Origin of the sequence: Streptomyces sp. NPDC051907, from assembly GCF_040681075.1 — a bacterium.
GTDB lineage: Bacteria > Actinomycetota > Actinomycetes > Streptomycetales > Streptomycetaceae > Streptomyces.
The window spans coordinates 1-17,950 of record NZ_JBFAYB010000009.1 but is presented as its reverse complement, the minus strand read 5'-3'; the positions used below and the strand labels follow the sequence as shown (position 1 = coordinate 17,950).

Below are 17,950 nucleotides of genomic sequence, written 5' to 3'. Positions count from 1 at the left end.
CGACCCGGGATGACGTTCGGCCGCGCCCGCTTCCGTTCGGCGGAGGCGGGCGCGGTGTTTGCGGTCTTTCCGTGTGCCGACCGTTGCCTGCCCGCTTGTTGTTCCCCAGTCAGCTCGACTGCTCGTCCGATCGGCCGCCAGTCCGCCAGTCCGCCAGTCCGCACTTGTTCCCTTGTCCGCCACACCGCTTAGGAGAAGTACACGGTGAGTCGCCGCCTGTTCACCTCGGAGTCTGTGACCGAGGGCCACCCCGACAAGATCGCCGACCAGATCAGCGACACCATCCTCGACGCGCTGCTCACGCAGGACCCGTCCTCGCGCGTCGCCGTGGAGACGCTGATCACCACCGGCCTGGTGCACATCGCGGGCGAGGTGACGACCAAGGCGTACGCCCCCATTCCCCAGCTGGTGCGCGAGAAGATCCTCGAGATCGGCTACGACTCCTCGAAGAAGGGCTTCGACGGCGCGTCCTGCGGCGTCTCGATCTCGATCGGCGCGCAGTCGCCGGACATCGCGCAGGGAGTCGACACGGCGTACGAGAACCGCGTCGAGGCTTCCGCCAAGGGCGAGGAGGGCGACGAGCTCGACAAGCAGGGCGCCGGCGACCAGGGCCTGATGTTCGGCTACGCCTGCGACGAGACGCCCGAGCTGATGCCGCTGCCGATCCACCTGGCGCACCGGCTCTCCCGCCGGCTGTCCGAGGTCCGCAAGAACGGGACGGTCCCGTACCTGCGCCCGGACGGCAAGACCCAGGTCACCATCGAGTACGACGGCGACAAGGCGGTCCGGCTGGACACGGTGGTCGTCTCCTCGCAGCATGCGTCCGACGTCGACCTCGAGACCCTGCTCGCCCCGGACGTCCGCACCCATGTGGTCGAGCATGTGCTGGCTCAACTGGCGGACGACGGCATCAAGCTGGAGACGGAGGGCTACCGTCTGCTGGTGAACCCGACCGGGCGGTTCGAGATCGGCGGCCCGATGGGCGACGCGGGTCTGACCGGCCGGAAGATCATCATCGACACGTACGGCGGCATGGCCCGCCACGGCGGCGGCGCGTTCTCGGGCAAGGACCCCTCCAAGGTGGACCGCTCGGCGGCGTACGCGATGCGCTGGGTCGCCAAGAACGTGGTGGCCGCGGGCCTCGCCTCGCGCTGCGAGGTCCAGGTCGCTTACGCGATCGGCAAGGCCGAGCCGGTGGGCCTGTTCGTGGAGACGTTCGGCACCGCCGCGGTCGACACCGAGAAGATCGAGACGGCCATCGCCGAGGTCTTCGACCTCCGCCCGGCCGCGATCATCCGCGACCTCGACCTGCTGCGCCCGATCTACGCCCAGACGGCGGCGTACGGCCACTTCGGCCGCGAGCTCCCCGACTTCACCTGGGAGCGCACCGACCGCGTGGACGCCCTGCGCGCGGCGGCCGGCCTCTAAGCACGGAGCCCAGCCCCATAGGCCCCGGACCACGACGGTCCGGGGCCTTTGCCCTGAACGGCTCACGCCGACGTGCGCGCGACCTGCCGGGGCGGTCTGCTGGTCTCAGGGTCTGCGATTGGTCTCAGGGTCTGCGATTCGACGAGAGCGAGGGACTGCGATGGCTGTCGTGCTATCCCGCCGGCGCGGCGTGAGGGGTGGCGTAGATGTCGCATGAACAAGACCGCAAGGTGGCCGCCCTCCGCGACGACCTGCTGACCTCGCTGCAGATCCCCTTGAGCATCGAAACGGAGGGCGTGAGCCCCGAAACCCCCGACACAGCAGGCGCGCCTGCTCCCGCGCCCCTGTCGAACCCGGCCATCTGCGCGTCCCTGCGCCGGGAAGTGCGGGTCCAGTTCCGCTTCATGGTCCTGCATCAGACGTTCTTCGCGGTCCTCTCCCTGGCGGCGGTCCTGCTCCTCATCGGCGCTTTCTGGCGCATCTGGGACGGCGCCGGAGGCGTCGAACAGTACGGCCTGCTGGCGGGCGCACTGCTGACGGGCGGCGCGGCGGGCTTCGTGACGAAGGGCGTGAACGACTCCCGGGCGGAGTACAAGGCGGCACGGATGGCGCTGTACGAGTTCCAGTGCGCGGAGGCCTAGCGAAGGGGTCCGCCGGGTGGGCGTAGGCCTGCGTCCGGCTACGGCTCGCCCGGGCTGCGCCGAAGGCCGTCCGGCGCTTACGCCCGCGCTACGCCGCCCCGGCTAGCGTGCGTCTGACGAGCAAAAAAGACCCTCCCGGGTCTCATTCAACGGTACGCCCGATTCGCGAGGTGGGCTAGGCGCGTGGCTAATTCGCGCCGCGCTTCTGCAGGGAAAAGACGATGACCAGCGTTTCCGCTGGTCATGTAGTGTGCGCGCCCCCGGCAGGACTCGAACCTGCGGCCAAGCGCTTAGAAGGCGCCTGCTCTATCCACTGAGCTACGGGGGCCGAAATGGTGGCCTCGGTGGCCTGGAGCCCCACTCGGGTGGTCCGTGACCTTGCCGGGGACAAGGATAGGGCTCCGATCGCCTTGACCCGGTTGCTTCACCTGCGTGGCACGATGTGGAGGTTCAGTGAAGCGAACCGATAATCGCAGGCAGGTGCGATTCCTGCATCGCTTTTGACGTCTCACGTCTCGGGTGTTGTGCACTCGTTATGCCTGCGCCCCACTCATCCCGTCTATCCCGTCTGTCCGATCGGCGCGCAGAGGGCTCCATACGCTTCAAAAAGTAGCCAAAGTTGGGCATTCTTCGCATGTGGTGACCATGGATGCACGGCCTCAGCTGATCGACGCACTCTCCGCCCTGCGCGACCGTGTCGCCGCCGTGCGATTCCCACTCCCCCTTCCCGGTGCGCCGCGCGCCCGGCAGACGCGGGCGGAGCTGCTCGCACAGCTTGACGATTATCTCGTGCCCCGACTCAAAGAGCCCGAAGCACCGCTTCTCGCCGTCGTCGGCGGGTCGACCGGCGCCGGGAAGTCCACCCTCGTCAACTCCCTTGTGGGGCGCAGAGTCAGCGAGGCGGGGGTGCTGCGGCCGACCACCCGTACGCCCGTCCTCGTCTGCCACCCCGACGACCACGGCTGGTTCGCCGGAATGCGCGTGCTGCCCCAGCTCACCCGCGTCTGGCTGCCCCAACAGGACGAGACCGACCCGAAGAGCGCAGGCGCGGGACAGGGGGAGAACTGCCTGCGGATCGAGACCGCCCCCTCCCTGCCCCGCGGGCTCGCCCTCCTCGACGCGCCCGACATCGACTCGCTCGTCGTCGAGAACCGCCTGCTCGCCGCCCAGCTCATCTGCGCCGCCGACGTGTGGGTGATGGTGACGACCGCGTCCCGCTACGCCGACGCGGTGCCCTGGCATCTGCTCCGTACCGCCAAGGAGTACGACGCCTCGCTCGTCACCGTCCTCGACCGGGTGCCCCACCAGGTGCTCGCGGAGGTCTCCCGGCAGTACGCGGCGCTGCTGACCAAGGCGGGGCTGGGGGACATGCCGCGGTTCACGATCCCCGAGCTGCCCGAGTCCGCCGGCGGGGGCAACGGGCTCCTGCCCAACAGCGCCGTCGCCCCGCTCTTCGCCTGGCTGGCCCACCGGGCGCAGGACCCCGCGGCCCGGCAGCAGGCCGTGGGCCGCACCGCGTCCGGGGTGATCGACTCGCTCAACGCCCGGATGCCCGAGCTCGCGGGCGCGGTGGCCGCGCAGTACGCCGCGGCCGTACGGCTCACAGGGGCGGTCGAGGAGGCGTACGAGACGGAGCGCGAGCGGCTGCGCGGCAGGCTGCGCGCCGGCGCGGTACTCGCCGGGGACGCCCGCACCAGATGGCGCGGCTACCCCCGCGACAGCTCCGCCGGCGAGCTGCTCGACTCCCTCGTCGCCAGCCTCGGCGCGCTGCTCCAGTGCGCCGTCGCCGCCGCGGACGAGCAGGTCCAGGAGAGCTGGCAGCGCGAGCCGGCCGCGGCCGCGGTGGTCGTCCGCGGGCGCGTCGACCTGGAGTCGGGGGAGCGGATCGGGATCGCCGTACGCCGTTGGCGGCGCGAGGTGGAGGAGCTGGCCGAGGAGGAGGTGGGCCGGCTGGAACGGAACGCCGCTCCCGACGCGGAGGCCGTCGCCGCCCTGCTCGCCGTCTCCCTGCTCGGCGGGCGCAGGGCGCGCAGCGCCGGAGAGCGGCTCGCCGAGCGCATCGGGGCCAAGGGCGCGCTGGGGCTGCGCGACAAGGGCGCCGAGCTGCTGTCGACCTGCATCGACCGCGTACTGCACAGCGAACGCGACCGGCGGCTGGCGCCGCTGGACGCGCTCGAGGTGTCCCCAGAGCCACAGGCCGAGCTGATCGCCGCGCTGTCCGTACTGCAGAAGGAGAGGTGACCGCGGTGACCGCCGTCACTGACGACGACACGAGCGACACGAGCGACACGAATGACACGAGCGGCTCGCACGACGCGCCCGACTCGAACCAGGCGAACGACACCAGCGCGACCAGCAGGACCAGCGGGACCAGCGGGACGAGCGACCTGGACCAGCCCGACGCAGCGACCCGAGCGGCTGAAAAGGCTAAAGCGACTGAAGCGACTGAAGCGACCGAGAGAGAGAAGCGGGAGAAGGGGGAGGGGAGCGGCCGCTGGGACGACGGGCTCATCGCCCGGCGCGCCGCGGAGCCGGACGCCGGCGACTGCGCGGACCTGGACCGCGACGCCGACGCGCACGAGCCCATCGGCAGCCCCTACGTAGGCCCTCTGCGCGCCCGCCTGGACGCCCTCCGCGAGCTGATCGGGCTCTCGCGCACCCGCCTCGACAGCCAGACCCTCGCCGAGGCCGGACGCGTCCTCGAAGAGGCCGCCGCACGCCAGCGGCTCTCCTCCCGGCACACCGTCGTCGCCATCGCCGGCGCGACCGGAAGCGGCAAGTCCACCCTCTTCAACGCCCTCGCCGAGGTGCCGATCTCCGAGACCGGCCTGCGCAGGCCCACCACCGCTGCCCCGATCGCCTGCACCTGGTCGGACGGCGCCGCGGGGCTCCTCGACCGGCTCGCCATCCCCCCACGCCTGCGCCGCAGACCCCTTGCGGGAGGCGACGAGGAGCTCTATGGACTCGTACTGGTCGATCTGCCCGACCACGACTCCGCCCTCGTACGCCACCGGGAGCAGGTGGACCGTGTGCTGGCGCTGGTGGACGCCGTGATCTGGGTCGTGGACCCGGAGAAGTACGCCGACGCCGCGCTCCACGAGCGCTATCTGCGGCCGCTCGCGGGGCACGCCGAGATCACCTTCGTCGTGCTCAACCAGATCGACCGGCTTCCCGGCGAGGCCGCCGACCAAGTGCTCGACGATCTGCGCAGGCTCCTCGACGAGGACGGCATCGCGCTCGGCGAGCACGGCGAGCCGGGCGCGGCCGTGCTCGGGCTCTCCGCGCTCACCGGCGCGGGCGTCGGCGAACTGCGGGAGCTCATCGGCACGTTCGTGCAGGACCGCAACGCCGCCGCCCGCCGTCTCTCCGCCGATGTCGACGCGGCCGCGGCGAAGCTGCGCGGGATGTACGTGGCCGACGGCCGCACCGGTCTGGGCGAGCGTTCGCGCGCGGACTTCTCGGCGCGGTTGGCCGAGGCCGTGGGCGCCGCGGCGGTCGGCGAGTCGGCCGAGCGCGAGTGGCGCAGGAACGCCAGCCGGGCGTGCGGGACGCCCTGGCTGCGGCTGTGGCGCTGGTACGAGCGGACCCGCGTGCCGGGAGGCGGCGCGCCCGAGCCCCCCGCTCCCGCGGAGGAGGAGCTCACGGCGCGGCAGCGGGTCGAGCAGGCGGTACGCACGGTCTCGGAGGAGGCCTCGCACGGGCTGCCCGCGCCCTGGGCGCAGGCGGTGCGCGAGGCGGCGGTGCGCGGTGCGCAGGGGCTGCCCGAGGCGCTGGACGAGCTGGCCCTGCAGGAGGCGGAGGTCCTGAGCCGTAAGCCGCTGCGGCCCGCGTGGTGGCCGGCCGCGGTGCTCGCCCAGGCGGCCATGACGCTGCTGCAGATCTTCGGCGGGCTGTGGCTGGTGGGCCAGATCGCCGGCGTTCTGGAGCCCGGGCTGCTGATCCCGGCGCTGGTGATGCTCGCGGGGATCGTGGGCGGTCCGCTGGTGGAGTGGGCGTGCGCGGCGGCCGCCAAGGGGCCTGCGCGCAGATACGGGCAGGACGCGCAGCGCCGACTGCAGGAGGCGGCTGCTGGGTGCGGGCGTGCGCGGGTCCTCGATCCGATCGCCACGGAGCTGATGCGGTACCAGGAGGTGCGGGAGCGGTACGCGACCGTCTCGGGGTCGTCGGCGAGGTCGGGCGTGGGGACGACGGGGACGCGGCTGAGGGTGGCGGCGGGGGCTCGCTACCGCTGAGGGGGGGGCGTGCGGCACCGCGTGCGCCCCTCGGCGGTCTGGTGCCGCGTGCCTTTGTTGGTGGTCTGGCGTCGGGGTGGGCTGGCTGGGCTGCTTGGGCTCGGTGGTCTGGCGTCGGGTTGGGATCTGGGCTGGCTGGGCTCGCTGCCCGGCCACTTGGACGCCCGGCGCCCTGGACGCCCGGCGCCCTGGACGCCCGGCTGCCGGGCCACCTGGCCCCGTGGCCAGCCCGGCCGCCTGGCCGCCCGGCCTCGGCTGGCCCGGGGCTGGGGCCGGTTGGCCCGGGGCAAGGGTCGGCCGATTGGCCATGGTCGAGTCGGGTCGGGTCGGGTCGGTTCACCCTTGTGGGGGGGCGGAGTTGTCCACAACGGGGTGCCCATCCACACCCCTCAGCAGGAACTTCCCGTCCGGTGAAGCATGGACATCGGGTCAGCGGCAGTACGTCGGCGTCAGCCGGCGGCCGCGATCCGTCAGTCGACCGGCAGCAGGCCGGTCGATGCGACAACCGGACGGGGAGGGTGGTCGTGATGAGCGACACCATGGTGACGGTCGTGGGCAATGTCGCCACGAATGTGGAGTACCGCGAAACGGCGTCGGGAGGCGTGGCGCGATTCCGATTCGCGGTCACGCCGCGGCGCTGGGACCGACAGAGCGGAACGTGGTCGGACGGACACACGAACTTCTACACGGTCTTCGCCTGGCGCGCGCTGGCTTTGAATCTGGCCGGGTCGGTCTCGGTCGGGGATCCTCTTCTCGTCCATGGACGGTTGAGAGTCCGGGAAGAGGACCGGGACGGACAGCGCAGGACGTTCGTGGACATCGACGCCCTGTCCGTGGGCCACGACATGTCGCGGGGGACCTCCGCTTTCCGTCGTTCGGCGAAGGGGGAGCCGCGTGGCGAACCGCATCTGACGGAGCGTCGTGCGGAGGGAACAGAGAGAAGCGGTCCGGATTCCGGTCACGGCGCCAGCCGCCGCTCAGCACCTGGTCATGCCCCTGGTCACGGCCCTCGCCATGGCCCTGCTCTGGACCCCCGCCGCATTCCGGAGCCGCCTGCGCCGGCTGTTCCGGAGGTCTCTGAGGCGGCTGCTCCAACACCCCCCTCGCCCTCCGTTCCCGCTGTTTCCGGAGTGCCTGCTTCCGTGTCCTGAGCTTGAGTTGTGGAGGTTTGTCGATTCAGAAACGATGAAACTGGGGTGACGGCAGAGCGGTCGATAACGATTCCGAGTCGGAATGGTTGTCTGACGGTATGACGGGGGACTGGGCTGCGGCCGCCTCCCTAGGATTTCGGGGTACTCACGGGGCACTTGAGTCTGCAGGCGAGGCACTCCCCCCACGCGTCACACGCGAAAGGCCTCGCTCGGAGGGGAATTCTGTGTTTGCTGTGTTCTCTGCGTCGGCTGTACGCAGGCGGGGCGGCGTACGTCGCCACACTGCCGCAGCCTTGATTTCCGGTCTGATCGCCACGGGCTCCATAGCGGGCGCGACCGCGGCCGCCGCCGAGGACGGCGTTCAGCACCAGGGCGGTGCGGTCGCCACGCTCGACGGGCTCAAGACCTTCGACCGGGCGGTGCTCCGTAGCGGCGGAGAGAACCACGAGATCCCTGCCGGACTCTTCGAGATGACCGTCGACGGCGGCGGTCGGCTGAAGACGTACTGCATCGACATCCACAACCCGACCCAGGACCAGGCGAAGTACCTGGAGACCCCCTGGAGCCAGACCTCGCTCGGCGCCAACGAGAGCGCGGGCAAGATCCGCTGGATCCTGCAGCATTCCTACCCGCAGATCGACGACCTGGCCGGGCTCGCCAAGGAGGCCGGCACGGGGGCGCTGAGCGAGAAGACCGCGGCGGCCGGCACCCAGGTGGCCATCTGGCGCTACTCGGACGGCGCGGACGTCGAGGCGATCGACCCGCAGGCGGAGAAGCTCGCGGACTGGCTCCAGGCCAAGGCTCAGAACGTCGCCGAGCCCAAGGCCTCGCTCAGCCTGGAGCCGAACGCGGTCTCCGGCAAGGCGGGGGGCCGGCTCGGACCCATCACGGTCCGCACCGACGCCGGACAGGTCACCGTCGTCCCGCCGGCGGACGCGGCGGCCAGCGGCATCAAGATCACGGACGCGGCCGGCAAGCCGGTCGCCTCCGCCGTCAACGGCAGCAAGCTGTACTTCGACGTCCCCTCCGGCGCCGCCGACGGCACGGCCACGCTGACGGCGCAGGCCACCACCAACGTGCCGGTGGGCCGCGCGTTCGCCGGGGCCACCAAGAGCCAGACCCAGATCCTGGCGGGGTCCAGCCAGTCCACGGTCTCCGCGAACGCCACCGCGACCTGGGCGAAGGCCGGCGCGATACCGGCCCTCTCGGCCAAGAAGAACTGCGTCAAGGGCGGCGTGGACATCACGGCCACCAACAAGGGCGACGCGCCCTTCAGCTTCGAGCTGATGGGCCTCAAGCACTCCATAGCGGCCGGGGCGTCCAGGACCGTCACCATCCCGGTCGCCGAGGACCAGGCGTACGACTTCACCATCATCGGGCCCGGCGGCCTCGCAAAGAACTTCAAGGGCGTGCTGGACTGCAAGACCAGCGGCAACACCATCACGGCCCAGGGCGCGCCCGCGGCGCAGCCGAGCCCGGCGTCGGCCGGCGGCGTGGCCGGCTCCGCGCTCGAGGGCGACCTGGCCGAGACCGGCGGGTCCAGCTCGACCCCGATGATCGCGGGCATCGCGATCGTTCTCGTCCTGATCGGCGGCGGCGCGGTTTTCTTCCTCCGCACGAAGAAGCCGGCGGCCACCGAGGAGTGAGCTGAGGTGAGCACAGTGTGAAGCTGTGCTGACGACGGCCCCGGGACGCGAGCGCGCACCGGGGCCGTCCCCTTGTCGACGCCCGGCGGCCCATCGACGCACGGCGGGCCTATCGATGCCTGGCGGCAACTGCACGGCCTCCGGGCGGCGGCCTCCGTTCGGCGGCCCTCTCCTGGGCGGCCCCTGGCCAATTCCCGCCCCGCCCGCGAGTTCCGCTCACAGCAGCCACGCTCAGTCCACAGCGGTCCCGCCTCAGCTCCCAGCAGTCCCGGCGCACCGCGCAGCAGTCCCGATCAATCCCCATCACGGCGGTCCCGTCACAGCGGTCCCGTCACAGTCCACAGCGGTCCCGCCACAGGTCACAGCAGCCCCGAATCACATAACGGCCGCCCCGGCCGAGTCCGCGGCAGATGGCACCGGGTCGCGGCCTGCTCGGCGAGGCCGTCCCCGGAGCCATCTCAGTGCCATCCCAGTGCTGCCACAGTGCCGTCCCCAGGCCCCTCCCCGCCCATACCGGTTTCCGTCGGGGGATGGACGTACGGCAAGATGGGGTGTATCTGCCCACCCACTTCTTGCCGGACGGTTTCTCTTGGCTGAGTACATCTACACGATGCGCAAGACGCGCAAGGCGCACGGCGACAAGGTCATCCTCGATGACGTGACGCTGAGCTTCCTGCCCGGCGCGAAGATCGGTGTGGTCGGCCCCAACGGCGCCGGTAAGTCCACCGTCCTGAAGATCATGGCCGGCCTGGAGCAGCCCTCCAACGGCGATGCCTTCCTCTCGCCCGGCTACACCGTCGGCATCCTGCTCCAGGAGCCGCCGCTGGACGAGTCGAAGACCGTTCTGGAGAACGTCGAGGACGGCGTCGCGGAGATCAAGGGCAAGCTCAACCGGTTCAACGAGATCGCCGAGCAGATGGCGACCGAGTACACCGACGAGCTGATGGAGGAGATGGGCAAGCTCCAGGAGGACCTGGACCACTCCAACGCCTGGGACCTCGACGCGCAGCTCGAGCAGGCCATGGACGCCCTCGGCTGCCCGCCCGGAGACTGGCCGGTCGTCAACCTCTCCGGTGGCGAGAAGCGCCGCGTCGCGCTCTGCAAGCTGCTGCTCGAGGCCCCCGACCTGCTGCTCCTCGACGAGCCCACCAACCACCTGGACGCCGAGTCGGTGCAGTGGCTGGAGGCGCACCTCGCCAAGTACCCCGGCACCGTCGTCGCCATCACCCACGACCGGTACTTCCTCGACAACGTCGCCGAGTGGATCCTCGAGCTCGACCGCGGCCGCGCCCACCCCTACGAGGGCAACTACTCCACCTACCTGGAGAACAAGGCATCCCGCCTCAAGGTCGAGGGCCAGAAGGACGCCAAGCGGCAGAAGCGGCTCAAGGAAGAGCTCGAGTGGGTCCGCTCCAACGCGAAGGGGCGGCAGGCCAAGTCCAAGGCCCGTCTGGCCCGTTACGAGGAGATGGCCGCCGAGGCCGACAAGATGCGGAAGCTGGACTTCGAGGAGATCCAGATCCCGCCGGGCCCGCGTCTGGGCTCCGTCGTCGTCGAGGTGAACAACCTCTCCAAGGCGTTCGGCGAGAAGGTCCTGATCGACGACCTGTCCTTCACGCTGCCGCGCAACGGCATCGTCGGCGTCATCGGCCCGAACGGCGCCGGCAAGACCACGCTGTTCAAGATGATCCAGGGTCTGGAGACCCCGGACGCCGGCTCGATCAAGGTCGGCGACACCGTCAAGATCTCGTACGTCGACCAGAGCCGCGGCAACATCGACCCCAAGAAGACCCTCTGGGCGGTCGTGTCGGACGAGCTCGACTACATCAACGTCGGACAGGTCGAGATGCCGTCGCGGGCGTACGTCTCCGCGTTCGGCTTCAAGGGCCCGGACCAGCAGAAGCCGGCCGGCGTGCTCTCCGGCGGCGAGCGCAACCGCCTCAACCTGGCGCTCACCCTCAAGCAGGGCGGCAACCTGCTGCTCCTCGACGAGCCGACCAACGACCTCGACGTCGAGACGCTCTCCTCGCTGGAGAACGCCCTGCTCGAGTTCCCCGGCGCCGCAGTGGTCGTATCCCACGACCGCTGGTTCCTCGACCGAGTCGCCACGCACATCCTGGCGTACGAGGGCGAGTCCAAGTGGTTCTGGTTCGAGGGCAACTTCGAGTCGTACGAGAAGAACAAGGTCGAGCGCCTCGGCCCGGACGCGGCCCGTCCGCACCGTGCCACCTACAAGAAGCTCACCAGGGGCTGAGCCGGACATGACCCGGCACATCTACCGCTGCCCCCTCCGCTGGTCGGACATGGACGCCTTCGGGCACGTCAACAACGTCGTCTTCCTGCGCTATCTGGAAGAGGCGCGGATCGACTTCATGTTCCGGCTGGCGCCGGGGGACGGCTCCCCGTCGTTCTCCGGCGGCTCCGTCGTGGCCCGCCACGAGATCGAGTACAAGCGACCGCTGGTCCACCGCCACGAGCCGGTGATCATCGAGTCGTGGGTGACGAAGATCGGCGCGGCGTCGCTGACCATCGCGTACGAGGTCAAGGACGCCGAGGGGGCCTCGGAAGTGTATGTGCGGGCCTCGACTGTCGTCGTGCCCTACGACCTCGCCGCGGGGCGTCCGCGCCGGATCAGCGCGGAGGAGAAGTCCTACCTCCAGGAGTACCTGGACGGCCCGGGCTCGGCGGCCGCGTCCGACGAGGGCGCCATCGCGGCATGACCGTGCCCGTGCGCAGTCTGCACTTCGCCGACGCGAGGGAGGCGGAGGATCTCTCCGCCTTCCTCGCCCGGCTGATCCACTACGACCGCGCCGCCGCCGTCCGGCTCCAGGCCGGCGGAGGCGCGCTCGCCGTCTTCGGCCGTCCGCCGTCCTTCGAGGTGCTGGCGATCCGTACGGCACGCCTCGACCACCCGGTCGAGCTGGACGTCACCGTCTCGGCCGGCGAGCTGCTGGAGTCGTTCGGGGACGGCGCGGAGTTCACCGTCCCCGCGCCCGTCACCGGGCCGCCCTGGGCCGGGCTGCTGCCGCCCCGCGGCGGCTGGCGCAAGCTCCCCGGGCTGCCCGAGGTCAGTGCGATGCGGGCCGCCGTGTCCGCCGCCGTCAGCGAGTTCCGCACCCGCGACGAGGCCCTGCCCGCCGAGCGCCGCACCCGGGCCGAGCGGGACCGGATCGGGCGCGAGATATGGTCGCGCACCGTCGGCGGGACCGGCCTGCCGCTGCGCGCCGTCCACGCCGCCCAGTCGCTCGGTTTTCTGCGCCCCGGCGTCCCCGTCGCCCTGCTGTCCGCGGGCTCGTGGCTCAGGCTGCGTACGCCCTTCGGGTCGATCGCCGTACGGATCAATGGACTCGGCGGCCTGAGCCTCACCCCCCAGCAGCCCGCTTAGCCTCCGCCGACGAGCCGGGCGTGCCCACGTCGACGGCGTTCCGGCTGCTCGGGGTGGCGGCGGACCGCGGTCCGGCCGCCCCGTCCAAGGCGCGCGGGGCGCTCACTCCGCGGTGTTGACCATGGAGGCCGCGGCGTAGGTGAGGTAGCTCCACAGCGTCTCCTCGTGCTCCTCGGAGAGGCCCAGCTCGTCGACCGCCGCGCGCATGTGCTTCAGCCAGGCGTCGTGCGCCGCCCGGTCCACGGCGAACGGCGCGTGCCGCATCCGCAGCCGGGGGTGGCCTCGGTTGTCGCTGTAGGTGCGCGGTCCGCCCCAGTACTGCATCAGGAACAGGACGAGCCGCTCCTCGGCCGGGCCCAGGTCCTCCTCGGGGTACATGGGCCGCAGCAGCGGGTCCTCGGCGACGCCCTGGTAGAAGCGGTGGACGAGCCGGCGGAACGTCTCCTCGCCGCCGACCTGCTCATAGAAAGTCTGCTCCTGAAGGGTGCCACGCCGAATCTCTTTCACCCGTCCATCGTCTCAGACGGACCGGCCGAGGTCTTCGGGTCTAGGACCTCCGCCAAGTGGTCTCGCCTGACGGGCGGCGGCGCAGGAAAGTGGAGATATGGGTGCACACGTGGACCGGTACGCCGAGCCCGCCGCCGAGGCGCGCCACTCCCTCGTCCGCCGGATCGTCGCCGAGGGCGGCCTGGCGGACCCGGCCTGGCGGCTGGCGTTCGAGGAGGTGCCGCGCCATCTGTTCGTGCCGTACTACTTCGAGATCCGGTCGGGGGCGTACGAGCGGCTGTGGTGCGAGGACCCCGATCCGGTGCGGCGGGTGCGGTGGCTGCGCGGGGCGTACGACGACGGGCCGCTGGCCACCCGGGTGCGCGACGGCGAACTCGTCAGCTCCAGCAGCCAGCCCTCGCTCATGGCCCAGATGCTTCAGGCGCTCCAGGTGCGCGAGGGCGAGGCGGTCCTCGAGATCGGCGCGGGCACCGGCTTCAACGCCGCGCTGCTCTCGCACCGGCTCGGCGACGACCTGGTGACGACCGTGGACCTGGATCCGGAGATCACCGAGTCGGCGCGCTCGCATCTGGCGGCCGCGGGCTACCGCCCCGCCGTGATCACCGGCGACGGGAAGCGCGGCTGCCCCGAGCGCGCGCCCTTCGACTGCATCATCGCGACCTGCACCCTGCCCTCCGTGCCGTACGCGTGGCTGGAGCAGTGCCGGCCGGGCGCGCGGATCCTGGCCCCGCTCTCCACCGGGCTGATCGTGCTGCGGGTGCAGGACGACGTCCTGGGCCGCAGCGCCGAGGGACGCTTTCTGCGGACCTCCGCGTACTTCGTGCCGCTGCGCGGCGATACGAGGGCGGCGCCAGCCCACGTCGGAGGGCTGCCCCGGCGCGCGATCGAGAACGATCTCTTCCGCTTCCTGCTGAACCTGACCGCGGGCAGCCTCGACCCGCACGAGGCGCTCTCGCTCTGGGAGCTCGAGCGCCGGCCGCAGCGGGACCGCTTCGGGGTCACGGTCAGCGGGGGCTGCCAGTGGGCCTGGCTGGACGACCCGGAGGGGCCGTACGCCTGGCCGCTCGTCCGCTAGCCAGGGACGCCGGCCCCCGCCCTGCCGCCCCCGACGGGGGCCCACCTCCTGCCGCTAGCCGCGGCGGATCGTGATCGTCGTCCACGCCCCGACGTGCACCCGGTCCCCGTCGTTCAGCGGGATCGGGACGTACGGCTGGATCGGGTCCTCGCCGCCGTTGAGCGTGGTGCCGTTGGTGGAGTTCTGGTCGACGACCGCCCACGAGCCGTCGGGCTGCTGCACCAGGACCGCGTGCTGGTGCGAGACGCCCGGGTCCTCCGGCGGCACGGCCAGGTCGATGTCCGGGGACTCGCCCGTGGAGTGCCTGCGCCGGCCGATGCTGATCTGGTTGCCGACGAGCGGGAGGTGCTGCTCGGGGGAGTACGCGGGCAGATTGAGGCCGGTGGCCTCGGGGCCGCTGCGATGCATCATCGCCATGAAGTACTCACGGTCGGGTGCGACGACCGCCGTCCAGCTTGTGGAGGCCTGGCCCTGCCCGCCGCCCTGGTACTGCTGTGGCTGCTGGAGCCCTTGCTGGTGGGGGCCCTGCTGGTGGCCGGGCTGCCCGCCGTGCTGCGGCTGCATGGGGGCCTGCGGGAACTGCTGCTGCGGCTGTTGGGGCGCGTGCTGCGGCTGCGACGGCGGCGGCAGCATCCAGTCGTCGCCCCCGGTGTGCTGGGGCTGCGGCGGCGCGGGCGGTCCCGGCTGCGGGAACGAGGGCGGCGCCGGCGGCCCCGCCTGCTGCTGGAAGGCCGGCGGAGGCGGCGGACCGCCCTGCTGGAACGCCTGCGGCGGCTGCTGCGGACCCGACGGCTCGGTCATGAGCGGCTCGGCGGGACGGTTCACCTGCGAGGGCCGCGAGCTCTGGTACTCGTACGGATCATGCCCCTGCTGCGGTCCCGGCTGCGGAGCCTGGGGCGCCTGATGCTGCTGCGGCTGGTACTGCTGGTGCGGCGGAGGGGCGGGCGGGCCCGGCTGCGAGGTGAAGCCCGGCGGCAGGTTCAGCCCGGAGGACTGCTGCTGGGGCGGGGCCACCGGCGTGTAGGACGTCGCCGTGTGCGTAAGGAAGTTGTACCGGCACTCCTCGCAGAACGGGGCCATGGCCTCGCGCGGGGTGCGGCACTGCGGGCAGAGCTCCGCCTGGGCGGTGGCGTTCGGGTCGCCCGGGCCGGGATAGCCGTAGGCGGGCGGCGGCGGGGGAGGCGGCGGCATGGCGCCCGCCGGAGCGCCGGGTCCGGCCATGCGGTGGCCACAGACCTCGCACCAGTCGTCGGAACCCGACTGGTGTCCGTTCGGGCAGGTCGGCATGTCGGCGCTTCCCCCTCTCCTCGTCCGGCCCGGGGGCCGTCTCTCTCTGTGTATCGGTCAGTCTGAGCTGGCTACTTCTTCACGCGGACCGTCTTGGTAGAGCGCGTCTCGAGCGTCATCTCGTCGGCCTCCGCGACCTTCGCCTTCAGTCGCACAGTACCTGTCGCCGCATCGACCACGTCCACCACCTTCGAAAGCAGTTTCGCAGTGTCCTCGTTGCCGGAATCGGCCGCGAGCTGGACCGCACGCCCCAGTTTGGCGGTCGCGCCGTCGAAATCGCCCGCTTTGCGGGCGTCCAGTCCCTGCTGGATGACCTGTGCCAGTTCGGCCTGGCCCGTGTAGTGCGCGACCTGCGGATTGATCGAGGTGGACGCCGACATGTCGTCCGTCCACACCGCCCGGACGAGCCCCTGCGAGAGCACCTGCGGAGTGCCGCCGTCCGCCGCCGGGACGATCAGCGAGACCCGGGCCGCGAGCATCTCCTGGCCGATTCCGGCCTCCGGCACCTTCACGCACACGTGGTAGTCGCGGGACTCGTCGCCCCACGACCCGGTCGGGTAGTCGCCCGCCCGCGGCCCCGCCTCCGTGCGCCTCCCGGTCAACTCCTCGACGGTCGGCGCCACTTGCTTGACGAACGCGATCTCCACTCCGACGGGCGTCCACAGCCGCAGCGCCACGTCCGCGACCTCCTTGCCCATCGCGTTCTCCATCATCCGTGTGAAGTCCGCGGCCAGGCCGCCCGGGTCGGCGACGATGTCGGCGGTGCCCAGCAGCGCCGAGGCGATGCCGGTGACCTCCTTGACCTCCCAGTCCGTGCCCACGCCGCGGGCGTCGCAGGTGAAGCGGCCGGCGCACGCCTCGAGCGCGGTGCGCAGGTCGTCCGGGCTCTCGTGCTCGTTGCGGCCGTCGGTGAGCAGGATGCCGTGCCGGATCGGCACGTCGGAGGAGGACAGCAGCCGGTCGGCCAGTTTCAGCCAGGTGCCGATCGCGGTGCCGCCGCCCGCGCTGAGCCGCCGCAGGGCCTCCTTGGCCTGGGCTCGGGTCGTCGCGTCGGCGACCGCGAGCCGGCCGTCGCCCGGATAGACCTCGGCCGCCACATGGGTGCCGGCGATCACCGCGAAGGCGGTGCCGTCGCGCAGGGTGTCGACGGCGGCGGCCGTGGCGTCGCGGGCGTTGCGCATCTTGGTCGGCGGATAGTCCATCGACCCCGAGCAGTCGACCATGATCACGACAGCGGCCCCCGGCGCCTGCCCCGGTATGGAGGAAGGGGCGGCCGTGGCGCCGGTCAACGGGACGCCCCCGCTGGTGCCTCCTCCGGTGGAGGTGACGGTGACGATCGCGTTGACCTCGCGGCCGCCCTCGGGGAGGTACTCGTTCTGGTACACGTCCACGGAGAACTGCGGCACCTGGGACTTGGAGAAAACAGCCATCTGGTCGGCTCCTTGAAGCTCCACTCGGGCAGAGGGAAGTGAACAGGGTCCGCGGCCCGGTCTTGTGGCTCGGCGGCTGGAAGGTGGGGGATCTAACGGATTACCTGAGCTGACGGATTGCACATCGGGTTGATGGCCTACTGCGGACAAAGGGTGCTCAAGCCGTGTTGTAGGCCGATCCTGCCCCTTGCGACGGCACCGCGAACGGCAGGACGGCCACTGTTACGTTGTCGTGGCCCCCGCCGTCGAGCGCGTGGCCGACCAGCACCTGCGCGCTGTGCAGCGGCCTGTCGGCGGCGTCCCGCGGCACGGCCCTGGCCATGTCCTCGGCCCCCTCCGCGTAGTTCCACAGGCCGTCCGTGCAGACCACGACCACGCCGGAGCGGTCCGGCTTGAACGCGGCGGTGTGCGGCTCCAGTTCGTACGCGTCGGCGCCCAGCCAGCCCGTGATGGCGTGCGCGCGCTCGTCGGCGTACGCCTCCGCCGCGCTCATCAGGCCCGCGGACACCATCTGGGCGGCCCAGGAGTCGTCCTCGGTGAGCCGGGCCGGCGGGCAGCTGCGGTCGTCCGGCACCCAGTAGGCGCGGCTGTCGCCGACCCAGCCGACGATCAGCAGACCGCCGGCGACGATCCCGCCGACGATCGTGCACGCCGGCGCGTTCTGGTGGCGGTGCGGGTCGTGCTCCATGGCCTCGGCCTGACCGGGGTCGGCGGCCAGGGAGTTGACGGCCTCGGCCGCGGCGACGATCGCCTCGTGCATGGCCTGCTGCGGGTGCGTGCCGCGCGGCAGCGTCTGGAGCAGCAGTTCGTTGGCGGCGTCCGCCGCGGCGGCGGACGCCTCGTCGGGCCGGGTCGCCGAGGAGACGCCGTCGCAGACGATCGCGACGACGGCGGGCGACCCGTCGGGCAGGGCGGTGGAGGACACCGCGAAGGAGTCCTCGTTGCGGTGGTGGCGCAGCCCGCGGTCGCTGACCGCGGCGACGGCGCCGAGCTCCTGCTCCATGTGGTCGCGCTCGCGGGGCTGGGCGTGGCCGCAGTTCTCGCAGTAGCCGTCGGTGTCGACGTGGCCGGCGCGGCAGGCCACGCAGACTTTGGCGCCGACGAGCGGAGCGGGCGCCGCCTCGGCCGCCCGGGGGTCGGCCGCGCCGTGGTCGGCGGCCACCGGGGC

The 17,950-nt window shown here is 71.7% G+C and carries 14 protein-coding genes and 1 tRNA gene; 10 read left to right on the top strand and 5 right to left on the bottom strand.

The features are described 5' to 3' along the window. The first annotated feature begins 204 nt into the window (after window positions 1-204). Entirely contained in the window at window positions 205-1,428 is a 1,224-nt protein-coding gene (metK, locus tag AB0M39_RS08415) for a methionine adenosyltransferase (protein ID WP_365361540.1), read from the top strand. A gap of 206 nt (window positions 1,429-1,634) precedes the next feature. Further along, entirely contained in the window at window positions 1,635-2,069 is a 435-nt protein-coding gene (locus tag AB0M39_RS08410; protein WP_365361538.1) for a hypothetical protein, read from the top strand. Window positions 2,070-2,324: 255 nt separating this feature from the next. Here the strand turns inward: AB0M39_RS08410 and AB0M39_RS08405 are convergent. After that, window positions 2,325-2,397 (bottom strand) — tRNA-Arg (locus AB0M39_RS08405). 317 nt (window positions 2,398-2,714) lie between these two features. Between AB0M39_RS08405 and AB0M39_RS08400 the strand changes: the two genes are divergently transcribed. The 7 genes from AB0M39_RS08400 to AB0M39_RS08370 all read left to right on the top strand — a co-directional run bounded on the left by AB0M39_RS08400 (window position 2,715) and on the right by AB0M39_RS08370 (window position 12,483). Beyond that, the gene (locus AB0M39_RS08400) at window positions 2,715-4,310 is read left to right on the top strand and encodes a dynamin family protein (protein ID WP_365361536.1); all 1,596 of its coding nucleotides are present in this window, start codon (window positions 2,715-2,717) and stop codon (window positions 4,308-4,310) included. A 314-nt stretch (window positions 4,311-4,624) separates the two neighbouring features. Then, window positions 4,625-6,301 carry a GTPase gene (locus AB0M39_RS08395; protein ID WP_365361804.1) on the top strand — a complete coding sequence of 559 codons (1,677 nt, stop codon included), beginning with the start codon at window positions 4,625-4,627 and terminating at the stop codon, window positions 6,299-6,301. Between the two features lie 527 nt (window positions 6,302-6,828). Then, a complete protein-coding gene (locus AB0M39_RS08390; RefSeq protein WP_365361534.1) occupies window positions 6,829-7,452 on the top strand; it encodes a single-stranded DNA-binding protein in 624 nt (207 codons plus the stop codon). Between the two features lie 233 nt (window positions 7,453-7,685). Next, on the top strand, window positions 7,686-9,098 hold the full coding sequence (locus AB0M39_RS08385) for an LAETG motif-containing sortase-dependent surface protein (protein ID WP_365361532.1): 1,413 nt from the start codon (window positions 7,686-7,688) through the stop codon (window positions 9,096-9,098). 589 nt (window positions 9,099-9,687) lie between these two features. Beyond that, on the top strand, window positions 9,688-11,352 hold the full coding sequence (ettA, locus tag AB0M39_RS08380; protein ID WP_365361530.1) for an energy-dependent translational throttle protein EttA: 1,665 nt from the start codon (window positions 9,688-9,690) through the stop codon (window positions 11,350-11,352). Window positions 11,353-11,359: 7 nt separating this feature from the next. Further along, window positions 11,360-11,818, top strand: a complete 459-nt coding sequence (locus tag AB0M39_RS08375; protein WP_365361528.1) for a thioesterase family protein — start codon at window positions 11,360-11,362, stop codon at window positions 11,816-11,818. Next, a complete protein-coding gene (locus AB0M39_RS08370; RefSeq protein ID WP_365361526.1) occupies window positions 11,815-12,483 on the top strand; it encodes a hypothetical protein in 669 nt (222 codons plus the stop codon). The genes AB0M39_RS08375 and AB0M39_RS08370 overlap by 4 nt, the downstream gene beginning before the upstream one ends. Before the next feature lie 102 nt (window positions 12,484-12,585). On the opposite strand, the gene AB0M39_RS08365 is transcribed toward AB0M39_RS08370, so the two are convergent. Beyond that, the gene (locus tag AB0M39_RS08365) at window positions 12,586-12,990 is read right to left on the bottom strand and encodes a globin (RefSeq protein WP_365361524.1); all 405 of its coding nucleotides are present in this window, start codon (window positions 12,988-12,990) and stop codon (window positions 12,586-12,588) included. Window positions 12,991-13,087: 97 nt separating this feature from the next. Between AB0M39_RS08365 and AB0M39_RS08360 the strand changes: the two genes are divergently transcribed. Further along, a complete protein-coding gene (locus AB0M39_RS08360; protein ID WP_365361522.1) occupies window positions 13,088-14,065 on the top strand; it encodes a methyltransferase domain-containing protein in 978 nt (325 codons plus the stop codon). 54 nt (window positions 14,066-14,119) lie between these two features. On the opposite strand, the gene AB0M39_RS08355 is transcribed toward AB0M39_RS08360, so the two are convergent. The 3 genes from AB0M39_RS08355 to AB0M39_RS08345 all read right to left on the bottom strand — a co-directional run. Beyond that, window positions 14,120-15,352 carry an FHA domain-containing protein gene (locus AB0M39_RS08355; RefSeq protein WP_365361520.1) on the bottom strand — a complete coding sequence of 411 codons (1,233 nt, stop codon included), beginning with the start codon at window positions 15,350-15,352 and terminating at the stop codon, window positions 14,120-14,122. Between the two features lie 71 nt (window positions 15,353-15,423). Continuing rightward, window positions 15,424-16,782, bottom strand: a complete 1,359-nt coding sequence (locus tag AB0M39_RS08350; RefSeq protein ID WP_365361518.1) for a VWA domain-containing protein — start codon at window positions 16,780-16,782, stop codon at window positions 15,424-15,426. 157 nt (window positions 16,783-16,939) lie between these two features. Beyond that, on the bottom strand, window positions 16,940-17,950 hold a 1,011-nt coding region (locus tag AB0M39_RS08345; protein ID WP_365361516.1), incomplete at its 5' end, for a PP2C family serine/threonine-protein phosphatase.